At 64.0% G+C, this 15,549-nt stretch carries 18 protein-coding genes and 1 tRNA gene; 4 read left to right on the forward strand and 15 right to left on the reverse strand.

What is annotated here, in order from left to right:
• Positions 1-4 precede the first annotated feature (4 nt).
• The 7 genes from U1872_RS06530 to U1872_RS06560 all read right to left on the reverse strand — a co-directional run bounded on the left by U1872_RS06530 (position 5) and on the right by U1872_RS06560 (position 8,269).
• The gene (locus U1872_RS06530; RefSeq protein ID WP_332792086.1) at positions 5-3,265 is read right to left on the reverse strand and encodes a terminase gpA endonuclease subunit; all 3,261 of its coding nucleotides are present in this window, start codon (positions 3,263-3,265) and stop codon (positions 5-7) included.
• On the reverse strand, positions 3,262-4,062 hold the full coding sequence (locus tag U1872_RS06535; RefSeq protein ID WP_332792087.1) for a DUF1441 family protein: 801 nt from the start codon (positions 4,060-4,062) through the stop codon (positions 3,262-3,264). The genes U1872_RS06530 and U1872_RS06535 overlap by 4 nt, the downstream gene beginning before the upstream one ends.
• A complete protein-coding gene (locus tag U1872_RS22845; RefSeq protein WP_443025340.1) occupies positions 4,059-5,159 on the reverse strand; it encodes a DNA cytosine methyltransferase in 1,101 nt (366 codons plus the stop codon). Before U1872_RS22845 ends, U1872_RS06535 begins: the two co-directional genes overlap by 4 nt.
• Positions 5,156-5,374: a helix-turn-helix transcriptional regulator gene (locus U1872_RS06545; protein WP_332792089.1), complete on the reverse strand. Its 219-nt coding sequence runs from the start codon at positions 5,372-5,374 to the stop codon at positions 5,156-5,158. Before U1872_RS06545 ends, U1872_RS22845 begins: the two co-directional genes overlap by 4 nt.
• A 308-nt stretch (positions 5,375-5,682) precedes the next feature.
• Positions 5,683-6,879 (reverse strand): tyrosine-type recombinase/integrase, encoded by a 1,197-nt coding sequence (locus U1872_RS06550; RefSeq protein ID WP_332792090.1) that lies wholly within the window; start codon positions 6,877-6,879, stop codon positions 5,683-5,685.
• A 152-nt stretch (positions 6,880-7,031) separates the two neighbouring features.
• Positions 7,032-7,106, reverse strand: a tRNA-Gln gene (locus tag U1872_RS06555).
• A 59-nt stretch (positions 7,107-7,165) separates the two neighbouring features.
• Entirely contained in the window at positions 7,166-8,269 is a 1,104-nt protein-coding gene (locus U1872_RS06560; protein ID WP_332792091.1) for a branched-chain amino acid aminotransferase, read from the reverse strand.
• 97 nt (positions 8,270-8,366) lie between these two features.
• On the opposite strand from U1872_RS06560, the gene U1872_RS06565 reads away from it, so the two are divergent.
• A complete protein-coding gene (locus U1872_RS06565; RefSeq protein WP_332792092.1) occupies positions 8,367-8,855 on the forward strand; it encodes a MarR family transcriptional regulator in 489 nt (162 codons plus the stop codon).
• 40 nt (positions 8,856-8,895) lie between these two features.
• Here U1872_RS06565 and proC read toward each other — a convergent pair whose 3' ends face one another.
• From proC to U1872_RS06590, 5 genes are all read right to left on the reverse strand, one after another.
• Complete coding sequence (proC, locus tag U1872_RS06570; protein WP_332792770.1) at positions 8,896-9,672, reverse strand: pyrroline-5-carboxylate reductase; 777 nt, start codon at positions 9,670-9,672, stop codon at positions 8,896-8,898.
• A 44-nt stretch (positions 9,673-9,716) separates the two neighbouring features.
• Positions 9,717-10,217, reverse strand: coding sequence for a type III secretion system chaperone family protein (locus U1872_RS06575; protein WP_332792771.1), 501 nt, complete (start codon positions 10,215-10,217; stop codon positions 9,717-9,719).
• A 105-nt stretch (positions 10,218-10,322) separates the two neighbouring features.
• A complete protein-coding gene (locus tag U1872_RS06580; protein ID WP_332792093.1) occupies positions 10,323-10,589 on the reverse strand; it encodes an accessory factor UbiK family protein in 267 nt (88 codons plus the stop codon).
• 20 nt (positions 10,590-10,609) lie between these two features.
• Positions 10,610-11,167 carry a TspO/MBR family protein gene (locus tag U1872_RS06585; RefSeq protein ID WP_332792094.1) on the reverse strand — a complete coding sequence of 186 codons (558 nt, stop codon included), beginning with the start codon at positions 11,165-11,167 and terminating at the stop codon, positions 10,610-10,612.
• Between the two features lie 79 nt (positions 11,168-11,246).
• Positions 11,247-12,035, reverse strand: coding sequence for a TlyA family RNA methyltransferase (locus U1872_RS06590; protein ID WP_332792095.1), 789 nt, complete (start codon positions 12,033-12,035; stop codon positions 11,247-11,249).
• 265 nt (positions 12,036-12,300) lie between these two features.
• Between U1872_RS06590 and U1872_RS06595 the strand changes: the two genes are divergently transcribed.
• Positions 12,301-12,972: an RBBP9/YdeN family alpha/beta hydrolase gene (locus tag U1872_RS06595; protein ID WP_332792096.1), complete on the forward strand. Its 672-nt coding sequence runs from the start codon at positions 12,301-12,303 to the stop codon at positions 12,970-12,972.
• A gap of 39 nt (positions 12,973-13,011) precedes the next feature.
• Here U1872_RS06595 and U1872_RS06600 read toward each other — a convergent pair whose 3' ends face one another.
• Complete coding sequence (locus U1872_RS06600; protein WP_332792097.1) at positions 13,012-13,701, reverse strand: Crp/Fnr family transcriptional regulator; 690 nt, start codon at positions 13,699-13,701, stop codon at positions 13,012-13,014.
• A gap of 83 nt (positions 13,702-13,784) precedes the next feature.
• On the opposite strand from U1872_RS06600, the gene U1872_RS06605 reads away from it, so the two are divergent.
• Both U1872_RS06605 and U1872_RS06610 read left to right on the forward strand, forming a co-directional pair.
• On the forward strand, positions 13,785-13,964 hold the full coding sequence (locus tag U1872_RS06605; RefSeq protein WP_332792098.1) for a hypothetical protein: 180 nt from the start codon (positions 13,785-13,787) through the stop codon (positions 13,962-13,964).
• 51 nt (positions 13,965-14,015) lie between these two features.
• A complete protein-coding gene (locus U1872_RS06610; protein WP_332792099.1) occupies positions 14,016-14,240 on the forward strand; it encodes a hypothetical protein in 225 nt (74 codons plus the stop codon).
• Between the two features lie 10 nt (positions 14,241-14,250).
• Here U1872_RS06610 and U1872_RS06615 read toward each other — a convergent pair whose 3' ends face one another.
• Together U1872_RS06615 and U1872_RS06620 are read right to left on the reverse strand one after the other, a co-directional pair.
• Positions 14,251-14,928, reverse strand: coding sequence for a hypothetical protein (locus tag U1872_RS06615; protein ID WP_332792100.1), 678 nt, complete (start codon positions 14,926-14,928; stop codon positions 14,251-14,253).
• A gap of 65 nt (positions 14,929-14,993) precedes the next feature.
• Positions 14,994-15,428, reverse strand: a complete 435-nt coding sequence (locus U1872_RS06620) for an ExbD/TolR family protein (RefSeq protein WP_332792101.1) — start codon at positions 15,426-15,428, stop codon at positions 14,994-14,996.
• Between the last annotated feature and the right edge of the window lie 121 nt (positions 15,429-15,549).

The raw sequence follows: 15,549 nt of genomic DNA on the forward strand, positions 1-15,549 counted from the left end.
ATTATCACATCAAATCATCTGCCAGCTCGGCAAGCGTCTTGCGACCGGTTGGCTTGCCCCCTGCCTGCGCCACGCCAAGCACCGAGACATGGTCATTGTGATCCCAATCGGCGAACCACGCGGCAGGCTTCATCCAGTCGAGCGTGTCGATCCGGATATCGCGGTGACCCAGAAACGCGACGCAGTACGCCAAAAGATCAAAAGCTTCGTTCTTGCGGCGAGCAACGTTTCGCCAACCTGCCGGCACACGGATTTCTGATGTGAGTTGCTTAAACAGCCAGTCGATATCTTCGCGCTCCCCGCTTTCCTCCAACCAGATCGGGAAATGAACCTGGCCGCCTGGCTCAGATCGACCGAGCATATTATTGACCTGATCCTTCACGGGATTCGAGTTGACCGCCCACACGGGCACGTCGCCGCGCGCGATCGAGAATTTGTCCTTCTGCTGGGCATCCGGGAAGGTGACGTGCAGTGGCGCGGCGGTGCGGCTCGGTTCGCCCTTCAGCAGATGGAACCGGTTGTGGTAGTTCCGCCCCTTCGGATCGTGCAGCCGCAGATAGCGCCAGAAATCATAAGCGTTCGATGTCACCGAGACGACTGGCCCATCAAGCGCCGCGTTTAGCCGAGCAGCCGTGGCGCTCGCAGCACCACCAGAATCGCAGGCGACCAGCTTTGCGCGCATAGTGCGGCCCGATCCATCAGCCAGTGGGTAATCGCGCTCGATCACTTCGTCGATTAGGATCAGCCAGTCTTCCTTGAACGCGGCAGGATCAATCAGCGCAGTGTCCCCGTCCTTGTCGAGCCGGCGCGACTTGGTGATCTTCCACATGTCGACGTGGTAGATGTCGAACGACCATGCGCCGCCAGCCATCAGCACCGGCACGATCCCGAAGGTGTGGACGACGAACGCTGGTCGACCACCTGCCTGGACGTCAATCATCGTCAGCAGGAACCCGCCGCTCGCCATTTCCATCGGCACGGTGCCGCGGTCGTTATAAGCCCGCGCGCGGTTCTTCAGTTCGTCCGGCAGACGACCGGCTTCCAGAGCCTTGAGCGTGTACGGGAGACCGAACGACGTGTTGGTGACAGCCTTTAGCTTCTCTTCGCTGCCGGTGCGATCGTAATCGGCTTTCGCGTTCAGATACGACATGACCAGCTTCGGCCAGGTGTTAAATGCGGCCGCCGGGCCCTTGAGCCAGAACGACGCGATATCCGAGCGACGGGGCGTCCCGACGACCGTGTCATCCGGCAACCAGACTTCGCCTTCCTTGATCCACTTGCCGCCGAGATTCAGTTCGTGCTGCATATCCGGCGTCATCGGGAAGCCGTCGTGCGGACAGACCAGTGTTACCTGCTCGGCCGCCTCACGCGCATCCTTGGAATCCGGGTAACTGAATAGGTGGAAATCGGGCTCGAATTTACCGTGGCACTGCGGGCACGACCACTGCCAGCGGCGGCGATCACCATCGTTGTAGATCGACAATGCGCCTTCGCATGGCGGCGCCTCATGCGGTGCCTCGGCAATCCATTTTGCATCGGTGACAGGGAAGCCTGGCGACGACTCTGCGACGGTCATACCGTAGCGACCCAACGTCTCGGCGCGCTTGTAGAGCATCGTCCACGCATCACCCTCGCCGTCAATGCTAGACGGCAGGCGATCGTAATCCATCGCCCAGTTACGGCCGCTCGTCTTGCCCGACAACTCGTTGACCGACGGGTGGACGATCGTGGCGCGCATCCCGGAGATGAACGTCTTGTCGAACACGTTGTCGTTGATGCGACCGGGAACCAATTTCTCCGCGATTTTGGGCGAGTTCCGCAGCATCTTCTTCAGATCGGAGAGCGAAAACTCGCGCGCGCGGCCCTGTGACATCTGCAGCAGCATCATGTCGGCCGGGTCACATTTCGCGCTGTGAGCGAGCCAATTCAACCACATTGCCGAATTATGGGTCGGAGTCATATGCTTGCCAGCAAGGTACAAATGCGAAGGGCTGTCGACTTCTATGCACCGAACAGGAACGCTTTCGATGGGCTCAACTGCTTTTATGAAACGTTTGCTATTGCAAACGCGACGCCTATGCTCAGTTGAGACAAGCTTTTTCTGTTTACGCGGTAGTCGAAATATTACCTCACTGGCATGCGCATAAAACATAAAACGATAGGCCATTTTTGAGGCCGCGGGTCGTTTAACTAAGCAATATTTGTAGCCGAGGCCGCTAAGTAAATCAGAAAATCCTTCGGCAATCGCAGGTGAAGTCGTGCAATATTCAAGCTGACCACGGCGGTCAACATGACCGTCGGTATCCATTAGCCCTTGAAGAAGGCCGATCCGCTGGTCAGAAGAAGATCGAAGATAGGCCGGTGGGATAAATTTCGATGACCCCTTAAAGCACATTCCCAGTGTCAACAGCGCCTGGCTAACTGGACTTCTGCCCACCTGCGCACTACCATGTCGGTCCCCGTACCGTTTGTCGGAGAGGCGAATATAAAATGCTTTTCCGACGCCCCGACTTGATGCGCGAACAGGAATACCACATTCTTGCAAAATAGCCGTCATTTCTTTGACGTCTTGAGCCCCCGACGTGATTGCTGCGTCTTCGGTCGAACCGTCTCCGAGCCACGCCCCTAAAACATAGGGATGCAACGGCAAATTTGCTTCAGGTAGGTCAAGGCGTCCGCCGATCTCAATGGCATACCGCGCTCGCTGACTTTTACCATATCGATGCGATGGGTATATCTCGGCAGTTGTCATCTTGCGCATCGCGCTTGGCCGATGACTGTCAACAACCAGCCATTCATGCTCAGCATCGGCAATGATGGTGTCGCCATCGGAAAAAACAACTTTGTAGCACGGGCGATCGTGCATGGTTTCTGTAACACCAGTTACATTACAGATACTTCCGCTTTCATCGAAAACTTGATCCTGAATTCGCAGGTCACCTTGTGTAACCCAACCAGATGGAACAGGAACTGGAGTGGTCAGCGCAAGTGCCTTGCCGGTTCGAGCTGGGCCGACAAAGCACATCCCGGTGAAATCAAGAGAAGTGAGAACATCTTGAGGCTCGACCACGTAGGGGGTCTTCTCCGCTGACCATGGCCCGCTGTAATTTTTCTCTTTGATTCGGATGTATTTCGCCGCAGCCTCGCTGACGGTCAGGCGCTCGGGCGGCGAGATCGCCTCCGTGCCTGCGACGATCAGCTCCTGAAGAGTGCGGTATGCGGGCGCCCGATCGCGGACGAGCATGCGCTTGCCGTAATTGCTCACTCGCCGTCATCCCCGTCATCATCCAGCCACCCCGTGTCGGGGATGTCCGGCGTCGTGTTGATGTCTTCCGAGATCCCGAACAGCGGCTTCGAGTGCATCGAGCCGGTCTGTTTCAGCGACGGCATGTCGACCAGTTTGCGCCGCATCTCGGTGCGGATCTCGTCGATCGTCGTCGACACGATTTCCGTCTGCTCGTCGGTCAGTTTGGCCCGGTTGCGCAGTTCCTCGACGACCATGGTCAGGCTGTCTTTGATCGCCATCGCGACATCGCCGAGCACGGCTAGGACGTCTTCGGTTTCCCAGGCTTCCTGCGCCTCGATTTTGTACTTCACGCGCGACCGCTGAGCCGTCCAGAACGCGCTGTTGATCTCGGGCGGCAGGTCTGCCTTGTTGAGCGTCCGCGCGAATTCCTCGGCCGTCATCTTCGGCTTCACCAGGAACGGCAGCGCTTCGTGGAAATACCAGACGGTACGGTTGCCCACCTGCCCGGCAGGCTTGCAGCGCTGGAGCCGGGTCTTGATAGTGCCGGGGTCCATCCGCATCACACGGATCAGGAAATTCATGCCGACGGGCTCGCCGAACATCTCTTCCTTGAGCCACTGCTGCCCGGTGCTCGCGCGCACAATCTCCGCGCGCTGGTTGATGCTGGCGCTGCTGCGTGCCCGGCGTTCGTCTTCCTCGGCCTCGCGGGCGACCTGCGCAGCGAGACGCGCTGCCGCTTCTTCGCGCGTCGGGCGACCTGGTCGCCGCTTCACCGGGGTTTCCGGCGGCATCAGGGATGCGAAGTCGTCGGTCATGCCATGAGTTCCGCGAAGTCGTCGTGCTCGATCACACGCAGATCGCCAGCAGGAGCAAAGCCTGCACGTTCGCCTTCGAGATACGTGGCGATGACAGCTTCCGCGGCTTCGGCGACGATCGCGTTGCCATAGGCGCGCAGTCGTCCCACGCGGCTGGTAGCGCCATGAGCCAGCGGGAATGTGCCGGGTTCAACTGGCCGCCACTTTCCATCCCGGCAGAAAAGCCAGTCAGCCGCTCCCCATGGACCGTTAGTCGGGCCGGGCTGTCGCGCACCCACACGGCTGCATGGTTCAGCGTAATGTTTGGCGTCGTGAAATGGTCGGATGGATGTCGCGCCGAATCCGTCGTCGTCGTCGTCGTCGGCCATCCCGACAAGGTGTATTTGACCTGTTCGTTGAGTGGACGAGCATTCGAGCCCCACCGCTCCAAGGTTGCTCCTTTCCAATCCCTGGTGGTGGTGGTGGTGGTGGTGATCCAAGAACTCAGCATTGCGAAGTCGTTCAGGTCGTTTGACCTGAACGGATTCAACGCGCGTTTCGCCTGTCCTCCACCCGACCCGTCGCTCGCCTGTGGCGTCGGCCAGTTGATCAACTCCGGTGAACCAGAGACGTTGTCGGATGTGCGGCGCCCCGACGCCCGCAGCGCACAGATCGACCGGCCAGCAGGCGTAATCCGTTCCTTCCAGGTCAGCTTGAACAAGGTCGAGCCAACCGAGTCCGTCCTTGCTCGCAACCTGTTCTCCAAAGACGTTCGGAGGGCGGCGCTGCTCGATGAGATAGTGCCAAGCGGGCCATAGGTGCCGCTCGTCATCAAACCCGCCGCTTTTGCCTGCCGCGCTGAAAGGTTGGCACGGGCAAGAACCTGTCCAGAGGGGGCGGTCGTCAGGCCACCCGGCGCGACGAGCTGCGTAGCTCCAGACGCCGATCCCCGCGAAGAAGTGGCACTGAGTATAAGGTCGCAGGTCGTCAGGTCGAACGTCACGAATGTCCCTCTCGTCTACGTCGCCGGGCGCGATGTGGCCCGCGGAGATGAGATTGCGCAGCCACTGGGCGGCGTAGGGCTCGATCTCATTGTAATAGGCAGGCGACGATTTCACGCGGTCGCCTGCCCCAAAACAGCACGCTGCCAGTTCGTGATCTCCGAGCCGACCCAGAACGATCGATTGGTGCCGGGGTATTTCCGCGGCTTCGGGAAACTGCCCGCGGCCACGCGCTGGTAGATCTCTGCGCGCCCGAGCCCGACCTTTTCGATCACGCGCGGAAGCCGCAGAAATTCGATGTCGTCGGATTGAGCCACGTCGGGTTTCTCCATAGTCACCTTTTGGTTGATAGTTTGATCGCTATGGACAGTCAACCGCAGGCGTGTCATTTCTCGGTTGTCGAGCGACTCGATCGATATAGGAGGCTGAGATGATCCGAAATCTGCCAACCCTCGAACGTCGCACGAAGGGAGGTGATCCATATCTACGCGGTTGACAAACCGCACCGAGTCACTCTAAAGGTGATTCTCTCCTGACGGAGATCGCGCGAGGTTCACCCCTTTCCTCGCGCGATCTAGCCGGGACGCGCAAAACGCCGCGGTTGCTGCCCTCTCGCAACCGCGGCGTTTCAGCATCTGCCTCACCCCATCAGCGCAGCAAACTCGTCATCGGTGCCGCGCCACTGGTCGACCAGATCGCCGTACCACTGGAGCATACGGAATCGCTCGGGCAGATATTCGGCCGAGTTGTATGCGCGTCTCACGGCATTCCCGGTCAGATGCGCAAGCTGGCGCTCGATGACGTCAGCACCCCACAATCGAGACTCATTAAGCACCGTCGATGCCAGTGACCGGAAACCGTGCGGGACAGCTTTGCCCTCGTAGCCGTTATCCCGCATCCAATCGCTCATCCGATTCGCGCTGATAACCTCATGCCGGTGCGCATAGCCAACCGGGAACAGCCATTTGCTGGTGCCGGCGCGCTTCTTGATCTCGAATAGCAGCGCCTGCGCCTGGGTGCTCAACGGCACGATGTGTTCAGTTGCCATTTTCATGCGTTCCGCAGGAATCCTCCACACATCCCCCTCGATCTCCGACCACTGGGCGAACCGGGTTTCCGATGACCGCACCATCGTGAGGATCGTCCACTCCAGCGCATGCTTCGTGGCGATATCGCAGTCGCTTGCGCGCAGCCGACGATAGAACTCGGGCATCTCGATCGGCTTGAGCCTGGCGTAGTTCTTCTGCGGCGGCCGGCTTTTCATGGCAGCGCCGATATCGTGCGCCGGGTCGCGCGATGCCTTGTTGTCGGCGATCGCGTACCGGAAGATCTCGCTGCAATAATTCTTCACCCGGTGCGCGGTATCGACGGCGCCGCGCTTCTCGATCGCGCGGATCGCGGCCAGCATCGTCGGGTTGTCGATGTCACCGATCGGGATTGCGCCGATGGCCGGGAAGATGTCGTCGACCAGTCGACTGAGTATCAGGGCGCTGTATTTCGGCGCCCACTGCGTCTGTCGGGCGGTGTGCCATTCCCGCGCGACCACCTCGAACGAGTCACCGACTGCCTGCACCTTGGCCGCCTTCCGGAGCGCTGACGGGTCCTGCCCATTGTCGAGCTGCTCGCGGATCGTGTCACGGAATCGCCGGGCGGCCGCGAGGCTCACCTTCGGGTAGGCGCCGCCTGACAGCATCTTCTGTTTGCCGTGGAGCGAATAGGTCATGCGCCAAAGCTTTGCGCCACCGGGCTCGACCTGAATCAGAAGCCCGCCGGAGTCCGATCGTCTGAACGGTTTCTCGGCGGGCTTGAGTGCGCGGATCGCTGTGTCGGTCAGCATCTATGGTAGATTCCCGAAAACGCATGGTAGAATTTCAATTTTCTACCATGCAACCGGGTATCTGTCACTGGTTGGCTGTGGACCGTTATGGACAGCAAGCCCGCAGAAATCTGCCGTTTCTTCTCCCGTTGTGGACCGCTATGGACGGTCTCTGGCTGGGGCGGCAGGGTTCGAACCTGCGAATGGCGGCATCAAAAGCCGCTGCCTTACCACTTGGCGACGCCCCAATCCGGGAGAGCGGGTCTTTAGGGTGCGTTTCCGGGCTTGGAAAGCCCGATAGTGCTGATCACAGCACGCGATCGAGCCAGCCGTGCGGATCGGGTGCCGTGCCGCGCTGGAGATCGATCAAGGCCTGGCGCAACCGCATCGTGGTCTGCCCGGCCCCGCCGCTGCCGATCCGGAAGCCGCCGTCGCGCAGTTTCATCGTGCCGATCGGCGTCACGACCGCCGCGGTGCCGCAGGCGAACGCCTCGAGCAGGCGGCCGCTTTCGGCGTCGGCGCGGCACTGGTCGATCGCATAGGGCTCCTCGCGCACCGTCAGCCCCATGTCGCGCGCCAGCGTGATCAGCGAATCGCGCGTGATGCCCGGCAGGATCGTGCCCGTCAGCGGCGGCGTCGCGATGCTGCCGTCGTCGAACACGAAGAAGATGTTCATGCCGCCCAGCTCTTCGATCCAGCGCCGCTCGATCGCGTCGAGGAAGAGCACCTGGTCGCAGCCCTGCCGCGTCGCCTCGGCCTGGGCGATCAGGCTCGAGGCATAATTGCCGCCGCACTTGGCCGCCCCGGTGCCGCCCGGCGCCGCACGCGTATAGTCCTGCGTCACCCACAGCGTGACAGCGGGCGCGTCGCCCTTGAAATAGGCGCCGACCGACGAGGCGATCACCGCATAGAGATATTCGGCCGACGGCTTGACGCCGAGGAACACTTCGCTCGCGATCATGAACGGGCGCAGATAGAGTGCGCCGCCGTCGATCTCGGGGATCCAGGCGGCTTCCTGCCGGACGAGCGCGCGGACCGATTCGACGAACAGGTCCTCGGGCAACGGGACCATCGCCATCCGCTCGGCCGACTTGCGGAAGCGGGCGGCATTCGCGGTCGGGCGGAACAGCGCGGCGCCACCGTCGGGCAGGCGATAGGCCTTCATCCCTTCGAAGATTTCCTGCGCATAATGCAGCACGGCAGAGGCGCTATCCATCTGGAAAGGCGCGCGCGCGACGATCTTGGCGTCGTGCCAGCCCGCCGCCTCGGAATAGCGGATCGTCACCATGTGATCGGTGAACACCCGACCGAAGCCGGGATTGACCAGCATCGCGCTGCGCTCGGCCACCGGAATCGGCGTCGCATGCGGCTCGACCGCAAAAATACGGTCGCTTTTCGCCGCTTGAGTCATCTGCGGTTCACGTTGTGCATCGTGCGACATGAAATGCGACATTCTGTTACAAATTGGGGGTTGAAGGCGTCTACGGGAGGCGTCAAACGCGGTCAACATGGCCACAGCAATCGCCTCTGCCTCACCGCTCTTTCTGCGCGAACCCGAGATTCGGCGCGGAATGGAGCTTTTGTATTTTGCCCAGAGCACGCTTTCCCGCGCGACCGAGGGGCGGCTCGCCGCGCTCGGTCTCGGGCGGGCGCACCACCGTGCGGTCTATTTCATCGCACGCCACCCCGATCTCACCGTCAGTGCGCTCCTCGGGCTGCTCGGCATCACCAAGCAGTCGCTCGGGCGCGTGCTCAACGAACTGGTCGAGCGCAAGCTGGTCGAGACGCGCGTCGGCGAACGCGATCGGCGTCAGCGGCTGCTGCGGCTTTCGCCCGAAGGCGTCGAGCTCGAGCAGGAACTGTTCGAAACGGTGCGGCAATGCTGGGGCGCCGCCTATGCGCGCGCCGGGCAGCAATCGGTGAGCGGTTTCTGGTCGGTGCTGGAAGGCATGATCGGCGACGAAGGCATGGCGCACCTGTCCGGGCTTCGCGACTGATACCCTAGCTGGGCGCAGTAGCCGGTCGCACGCGCCACGCTCAGCGCGCGGCGGCGGCCATTTCGGCGTTGCGACGCGTCGCGGCCGCGATCGTCGCGATCAGCAAGCGCTCGAGCGCGCCGTCGGCATCGAGCACGTCGAGCCCCTTGCGCGTCGACCCGCCTGGGCTGGCGACGCGCTCGGCCAATTCGCCCGGACCGACATCCGCCGCCGCAGCAAGCAGCGCAGAGCCTTCGATCGTCGCCAGCGCGAGGCGCTGCGCCTGATCGTCGGGCAGCCCCTGCGCCGCGCCCGCCGCCGCGAGCGCATCGATGAAGCGATAGAGGAAGGCGGGGCCACTGCCGGCGAGCGCTGTGACCGCATCGAACTGCGGCGCCGCGACCCATTCGACCAGGCCAAGCGGCGCCATCAGCGCGACGACCGCCGCGCGCAGCGTATCGTCGCGGCTCGCCGAATCGAGGGCGACCACACCGCGGCCGATCCCGACGGGCAGGTTGGGCATCGCGCGCACGATCGCGCCAGCGCGGAAGCGCGCCGCGAGCGCGGCCTCCTCGACGCCCGCAAGGATCGACACCAGCAACGGGACGCCTGCTATACGACCGGCAAAGCGCGCGGCGATGTCGTCGATCTGCTGCGGCTTCATTGCGAGGATCACCGCATCCGGCAGCGCACCCTCGGGGAAGGTGCGCGCTTGTCGCACGCCCGGTGGCAGCGCGCGCTCGCCACGGTTGACGACATCCACCTGATCCGCGGCAAGCACGCCGCTGGCGATCCACTGGCGCAGCATCGCGCCGCCCATATTGCCGCAGCCGATCATCCACACGCGGCGGATCGGCGCCCCACCGTTCGCGTGGCGATCGGTCACGCTTCGCCCTGGGTCTCGGTCATCGCCGCGGCGAGCGCTTCCTTGGGCGACTTGCCGCCCCACAGCACGAACTGGAAGACGGGGTAGAACCGCTCGCATTCATCGATCGCGCTTTCGACCATCAACTCGGCGGCGGCGAGCGACATCGTGCCGCCCTCCCCCTCGATCATCGCGGCGTGGCGATAGAGCAGGATGCCGCTCGACGACCAAAGCTCGAAATGACCGACCCACAGCTGTTCGTTGATCAGCCCGATCGCCTCATAGATCGCCGCGCGCCGGTCATCCGCGACGCGGATGTCGGGGAAAGCGAGGAACTGGATGACGCTGTCTTCCTCGCGCCACAAGGCGCGCAGCTCATACTGCGTCCAGCTGCCTTTGACCTTGGCGATGACCTCGTCGTCCTGCCGCTCGTGCTCCCAGCCATGCGCGGCAAAATAGCTTTCGAGCATGTCGATCGGCGCGGCGTCGTCGTGGTCGAAATCGGCTTCGTCGAGCATCACTTCGCGTCTCCCATGCCTGCACTACAGGATGTGGCGGCCGCGCAACAGGCGCGGCGCCACAGGGGGGCCCGATCGCTTGAAAAAACTGTGGAAAAGATCAGATCAGCCTTCCGCCTTGGGCACGGCGGCGAGCTTGGTCTCGAGCGCGTCGATCCGCGCGCGCAGCGCGTCGGCATCGTCGCGCGCCGCTGCGGCCATCGCCTTGACCGCGTCGAACTCGTCGCGCGAGACGAAGTCGAGCCCGCCGATCCATTCCTTGGCGCGCGACCGCGCACCGGCTTCGGCCTCGCGCCCGACGCCGGCCAGCGTACCGGCAGCGCCGTTGAGGAACTTGGCGAAGTCGTCGAAAATCTTGTTGTCGGATTGCATGAGACGTAAATCCAGTCGCGTTATGTTCTGATGATCTGGGTAGTGGACGAGGACGGCGCAAGGGTTTCGGCACCCGGGTTCAACCGTAGAATTCCATAGTTGAGGTAGAAAGCAACCAGCAACCACGCAAGATAGGGCAGCAGCAGCCAAGCAGCGACGACGCGAATCCGCGCGAACACCAGCGCCATCGCGACCGTCAGCGCGAACATCGCGACGACGATGCCGAGCGCCAGACCGACTTGGTGCATCCCGAAGAAGATCGGCGACCAGGTCAGGTTGACGACCAGTTGCACCGCAAACAGCGCGATGCCGAGCCCGCGCAGCCGCGCCCCGCGGGCGTGCAGCACCATCGCGAGCGCCAAGCCGAGCAGGATGTAGATCGCGCTCCAGGCGACGGGGAAAACCCAGTCGGGCGGCGTGAGCACGGGCTTGGCGAGCGCACTGTACCACGCGTTCTGCGAGCCCGCCGGCGCAAGCCGCGCCGCAGCGAAACCGACCAAGAGCATGAAGGGTACCGTCACCACCGCCCAGCGCAGAAACGCCAGCCGCAATTGCTGCTTGGATGCGATTTCCCTCAAAGCCTATGCCCTTCCCGCGTCGGATCCGGCGCCACCGGACCGTGATTCCCTGAGTCCCGCAGCGCTATCGTCACCGGTCTTATAGCGGTCGCTCCGCAATGCGCCCGCTGATTTTCGCGGTCGCCTCGGCCGAACTGTCCCGAATGGCGGCGATCAGGAACTCGACATTGCCTTCCGGACCCGTGATCGGGCTTTCGACTACGGTCGCGACCGACCAGCCTTGCGCAACCACCCACGCCGCCACTTCGTCGCACACCCGCATATGGATCGCGGGATCGCGCACCACCCCGCCCTTGCCGACCTCGCCGCGCCCGGCCTCGAACTGCGGCTTGATCAGCGCGAGCAGGCGCGCGTCGGCACGCGCGAAGCCGAGCGGGGTCTCGAGCACCTTGGCGAGGCCGATGAAGCTCGCGTCGCACACGATCAGGTCGACCGGCTCGGGAATGTGCGCGGGCGTCAGGATGCGGGCGCTGGTCTGTTCGTGGACGATGACGCGCGTGTCCTGCCGCAATTTCCAGGCGAGCTGGTTGGTGCCGCTGTCGACCGCATAGACGCGCGCTGCGCCGCGCTGCAGCAGCACGTCGGTGAAGCCGCCGGTCGACGAGCCGACATCGATCGCCACCGCGCCCGCGACATCCCAGCCGACCGCATCGAGCCCGTGCGCCAGCTTGATCCCGCCGCGCGACACCCACGGATGATCGCGCCCGCGCACGTCGAGCACGACATCGTCGGCGATCGCCTGCCCTGGCTTGTCGATCTTGCGCTCGCCGGCGAAGACCAGCCCGGCCATGATCAGCGCCTGCGCGCGCGTCTTGCTCTCGGCAAGGCCGCGATCGACGAGGAGTTGGTCTGCACGGATCTTGGCCATCGCCGCTTCCAACGCGAAGTGACCGCCGACTGCAAGCCTCTTGCGAGTCGCGTTGCTGCCGCGCGACCGGCGCGGCCCCGATTACGCCGAGTTGAACGGCGACTTTCCGATCGTCGCACGCGGCGTTCGACTGGACGCAACGCTATTGTCCCCGCGAATAGTAGGAATAGCTTTTGACCTCGGGAGGCGTGGCCGCACGGCGTCCCCCTAGAGCACGGGCGGTCACGTCTCTCTGCCCGTATTTCCGGGCATTGGGAGAGAATCGATGGGAAGCTTTTCGAGTTTCGACCCCGTTCAACCGACCATCCTGACCGTGCCCGGGCTCGGCGGATCGGGTCCGTCGCACTGGCAGAGCCTGTGGGAGCAAGCGCGGCCCGATACCGTTCGCGTCGAGCTCGGCATGTGGAACACGCCGCATCGCAACGCCTGGGTGACCAAGCTCGACCAGGCGATCCGCTCGGCGCAGGCGCCGGTGATTCTCGCGGCGCACAGCCTCGGCTGCCTCGCGGTCGCGTGGTGGGCCGAGCTGACGCGGCAGCCCTATGGCTGGCCGGTCGCGGGCGCGCTGCTGGTCGCCCCCGCCGACGTCGACCGGGCCGATGCGCAAGCCGAACTCGCCGCGTTCGGGCCGACGCCGGTCGCGCCGCTGCCGTTCCCGTCGATCGTGGTGGCGAGCAGCGACGATCCGTGGATCGCGATCGACCGCGCGCACAGCCTGGCGGTCGGCTGGGGCAGCCATTTCGTCGATGCCGGGCCGCAGGGTCATCTCAATGCGGCGAGCGGGATCGGCTGGTGGGCCGAGGGGCAGGAATTGCTCCACCGCGTGATCGGCGCCGCGGCCGATCGGCAGGGCAAACCGCTCGTCCCGAGCGACGCGCGCTCGATCCTCGCGGTGAACGCGACCGACGCGGCGCAGACGCATTATCTGCATGGGTAGTGCTGAGCGGGCCGCGCGTCTGAGGCGCGGCCCGGCGGGTCAATCGAAGAACAGATAGCCCGGGTCGAAATCGGCGAAATTGCGCAGCGCGTCCCAATCGAGGATTTCGACCACCCCTTGGCGGAAGGCGACCAGCCCGCGCTCGCGCAGCTGGCGCAGCATGCGGTTCGCATGCACCGCGGTCAGCCCGGTCGCGTCGGCGAGGTCGACCTGCGTCAGCGGCAGCGCGAAGGTGGGCGAGTCGGCCTGGCCGATCCGCTCGAGCCGCACATACATTTCGCAGAACAGGTGCGCGAGCCGTACCGCGGCGCTGCGCGCGCCGACCGAGACGATCCATTCGCGGTTGATCGCGCCGTCGATCAGCGTCGAGCGCCACAGCAATTCGGTCAGCGTCGGCGACAGCTTGGTCAGCGCGCGAACCTCGGGATGGGGCAGCAGCGCGACGCGGACATCGGTCAACGCCGCGACCGAATGTTCGAGCCGCTTGAGCGGATAGGAATGCAGGTCGACGAAGTCGCCGGGGATGTGGATGGCGAGGATCTGGCGGCGCCCCTCGGGCGTATCCTTGAAGCGTTCGATGAAGCCGTCGAGCAGCAGCGTGCACTGCGTCAGCGGCGTCTGCTGGCGAACGATGATCTGCCTGGCGGAATAGGTCGCGGTGCGTGCGACCGCCGATTCGAGTGCAGCCCGTTCTTCTGCAGAGAGCGCCGGGACACGGTGGGTCTTCAAGAACAATTGCGTATACATGGTTTCCCCAACTCAATCGGAACCTTGCGTCAGAGCGCCGCGTTTTGTCCAGAGGGAGGCCGAGCATGGCGCGATTACCACTGGATGCGCCGATCGACGCGGCGGCCGAACATGGCGAAGTGATCCTCGACGGTCCCGAGGGGCTAGCGGCATCGCTGACCCCCGCGGCGGCAAAGAGATCGGCGCGCAGAATCGCCAAGGCCGCCGATATCGCTGAGAGCGAGCCGCACGCCGAGACGCCGTAAGCGCGCTTCGCTGTAGCCGATCGGTTAACCCAGCCGCGCTATGCGACGGCGGTGCCGTTCCGGAAACTCTTTCTCAGCCGCTGGGCAGCCTTGCTGTGGGCTGGCGGAATCGTGTGGACTGCGGTGGATGTCGTGGGCTTCGGTCCGCCTGCGCATGCCGTCCACACCGCGGACCACAAGGCGACCGACGGTGACGCCACCCCAACCGATGCGACCGGCACCGCGGTCGATACCGCCGATCTCGCCATCCTCGCCAACGTGATGAAGGGTAACTGAGCGGCTCGGCTCAGCGTCTGGGCGCCGGCTTCAACGCGATGTCGCGGATCCGCCAGCGGCGTTGCGCGGCGGTCGCGCCATCGATGTCGCCGGCGCGGTGCAGCGTCACGCTGCCGATCTCGTAGACCGGTGTGCCGCCTGCGCGCAGCCGGGCGTAGACCTGGACGGGGACGGTGACGTAGCGTTGCCCCGCCCCGGCATCGATCGTGCCGGGCGCGCCAATATTGGCGTGATATTCGCTGTACCGCGCGAAGCCGGCAGCAAAGGCCGCGGGCGTACCGGCGCCAGTGTCGCGCAGCGCATAGGCCTGCGCATATTTCTGCTCGCCGATCAGCGCGTAATAGGTCTGCACGACATTGGCGGCGCCCTGCGCGCTGTCCGGCGTGAAGGGCGCTTCGGAAATCGGGGTGCGATCGTCGGCGAGCCCGCCCGGCGTGCCGGGCGCGGGCGGATCGAGCGGCGCGAGCGCAGTGTCCGCGACGGCGCTATTGCTCGCATCCGCCTCGGGCGTATCGGCTTCGGGCTCGCTGACCACTTCGGTGGCGACGTTCTCGCCATAGGAATCGACCGCGTCCTGCGCCTGTGCCGCGGCGGCGTTGATATCGACGGTACTGCTATTCGCCGTCGTCTCGGACGTGCAGGCGCCGAGAAAGAGGAGCGGAAGCGACAGACTGAGAATACGCGACATGGCTGCTACTCGCCAGAGGGGACAGAAACTCTTCCCACAGAACGTGAAGAGATCGCGCCCGTTCCTCACTCTGCGTCGAAGTGTGCGAAACGATCGTTGCCGATGAAGCCGAGCCGCGTGATGCCGGCGCGCTTGATCGTCGCCAGAGTATGGTCGAAGCGGTCGTAACGCGCCGCGGCGTCGGCGGCGATCTGCAGGTCGGCCGCGGGATCGCGGCGCAGCGCGGCGAGGTGGGCGGGAAGCGCGCTGTCGGCGATCGCCGTGCCGTCCCACGCCAGCCCACCGTCGGCGCGGAGATCGAGCCGGTGGAAGACATGGTCGCGCGGCGGGATCGGCGCGGGTTGCGGCAGGTCGAGCGGAACGGTGTTGGTGATCATCGGCACGGTGATGATCATCATCACCAGCAACACGAGCAGCACGTCGATCAGCGGGGTCATGTTCATCGTTGCCATCGGCTGGCCGTGGTCGGCGAACGCCGGGCTCAAGGATCGTGCACGCATCGGGCAACTCCTTCTGAGGTGATGATACAGCGTATCACGTTGCGACCGCGGTGCAAGTGCCTGAATGCAAACGGGCGGCCGCGGAAGAATTCCGCGGCCGCCCGTCTTTGCTCAGCTGTGA

It is taken from the genome of Parasphingomonas frigoris, from assembly GCF_036663815.1.
Taxonomy (GTDB): domain Bacteria; phylum Pseudomonadota; class Alphaproteobacteria; order Sphingomonadales; family Sphingomonadaceae; genus Sphingomonas.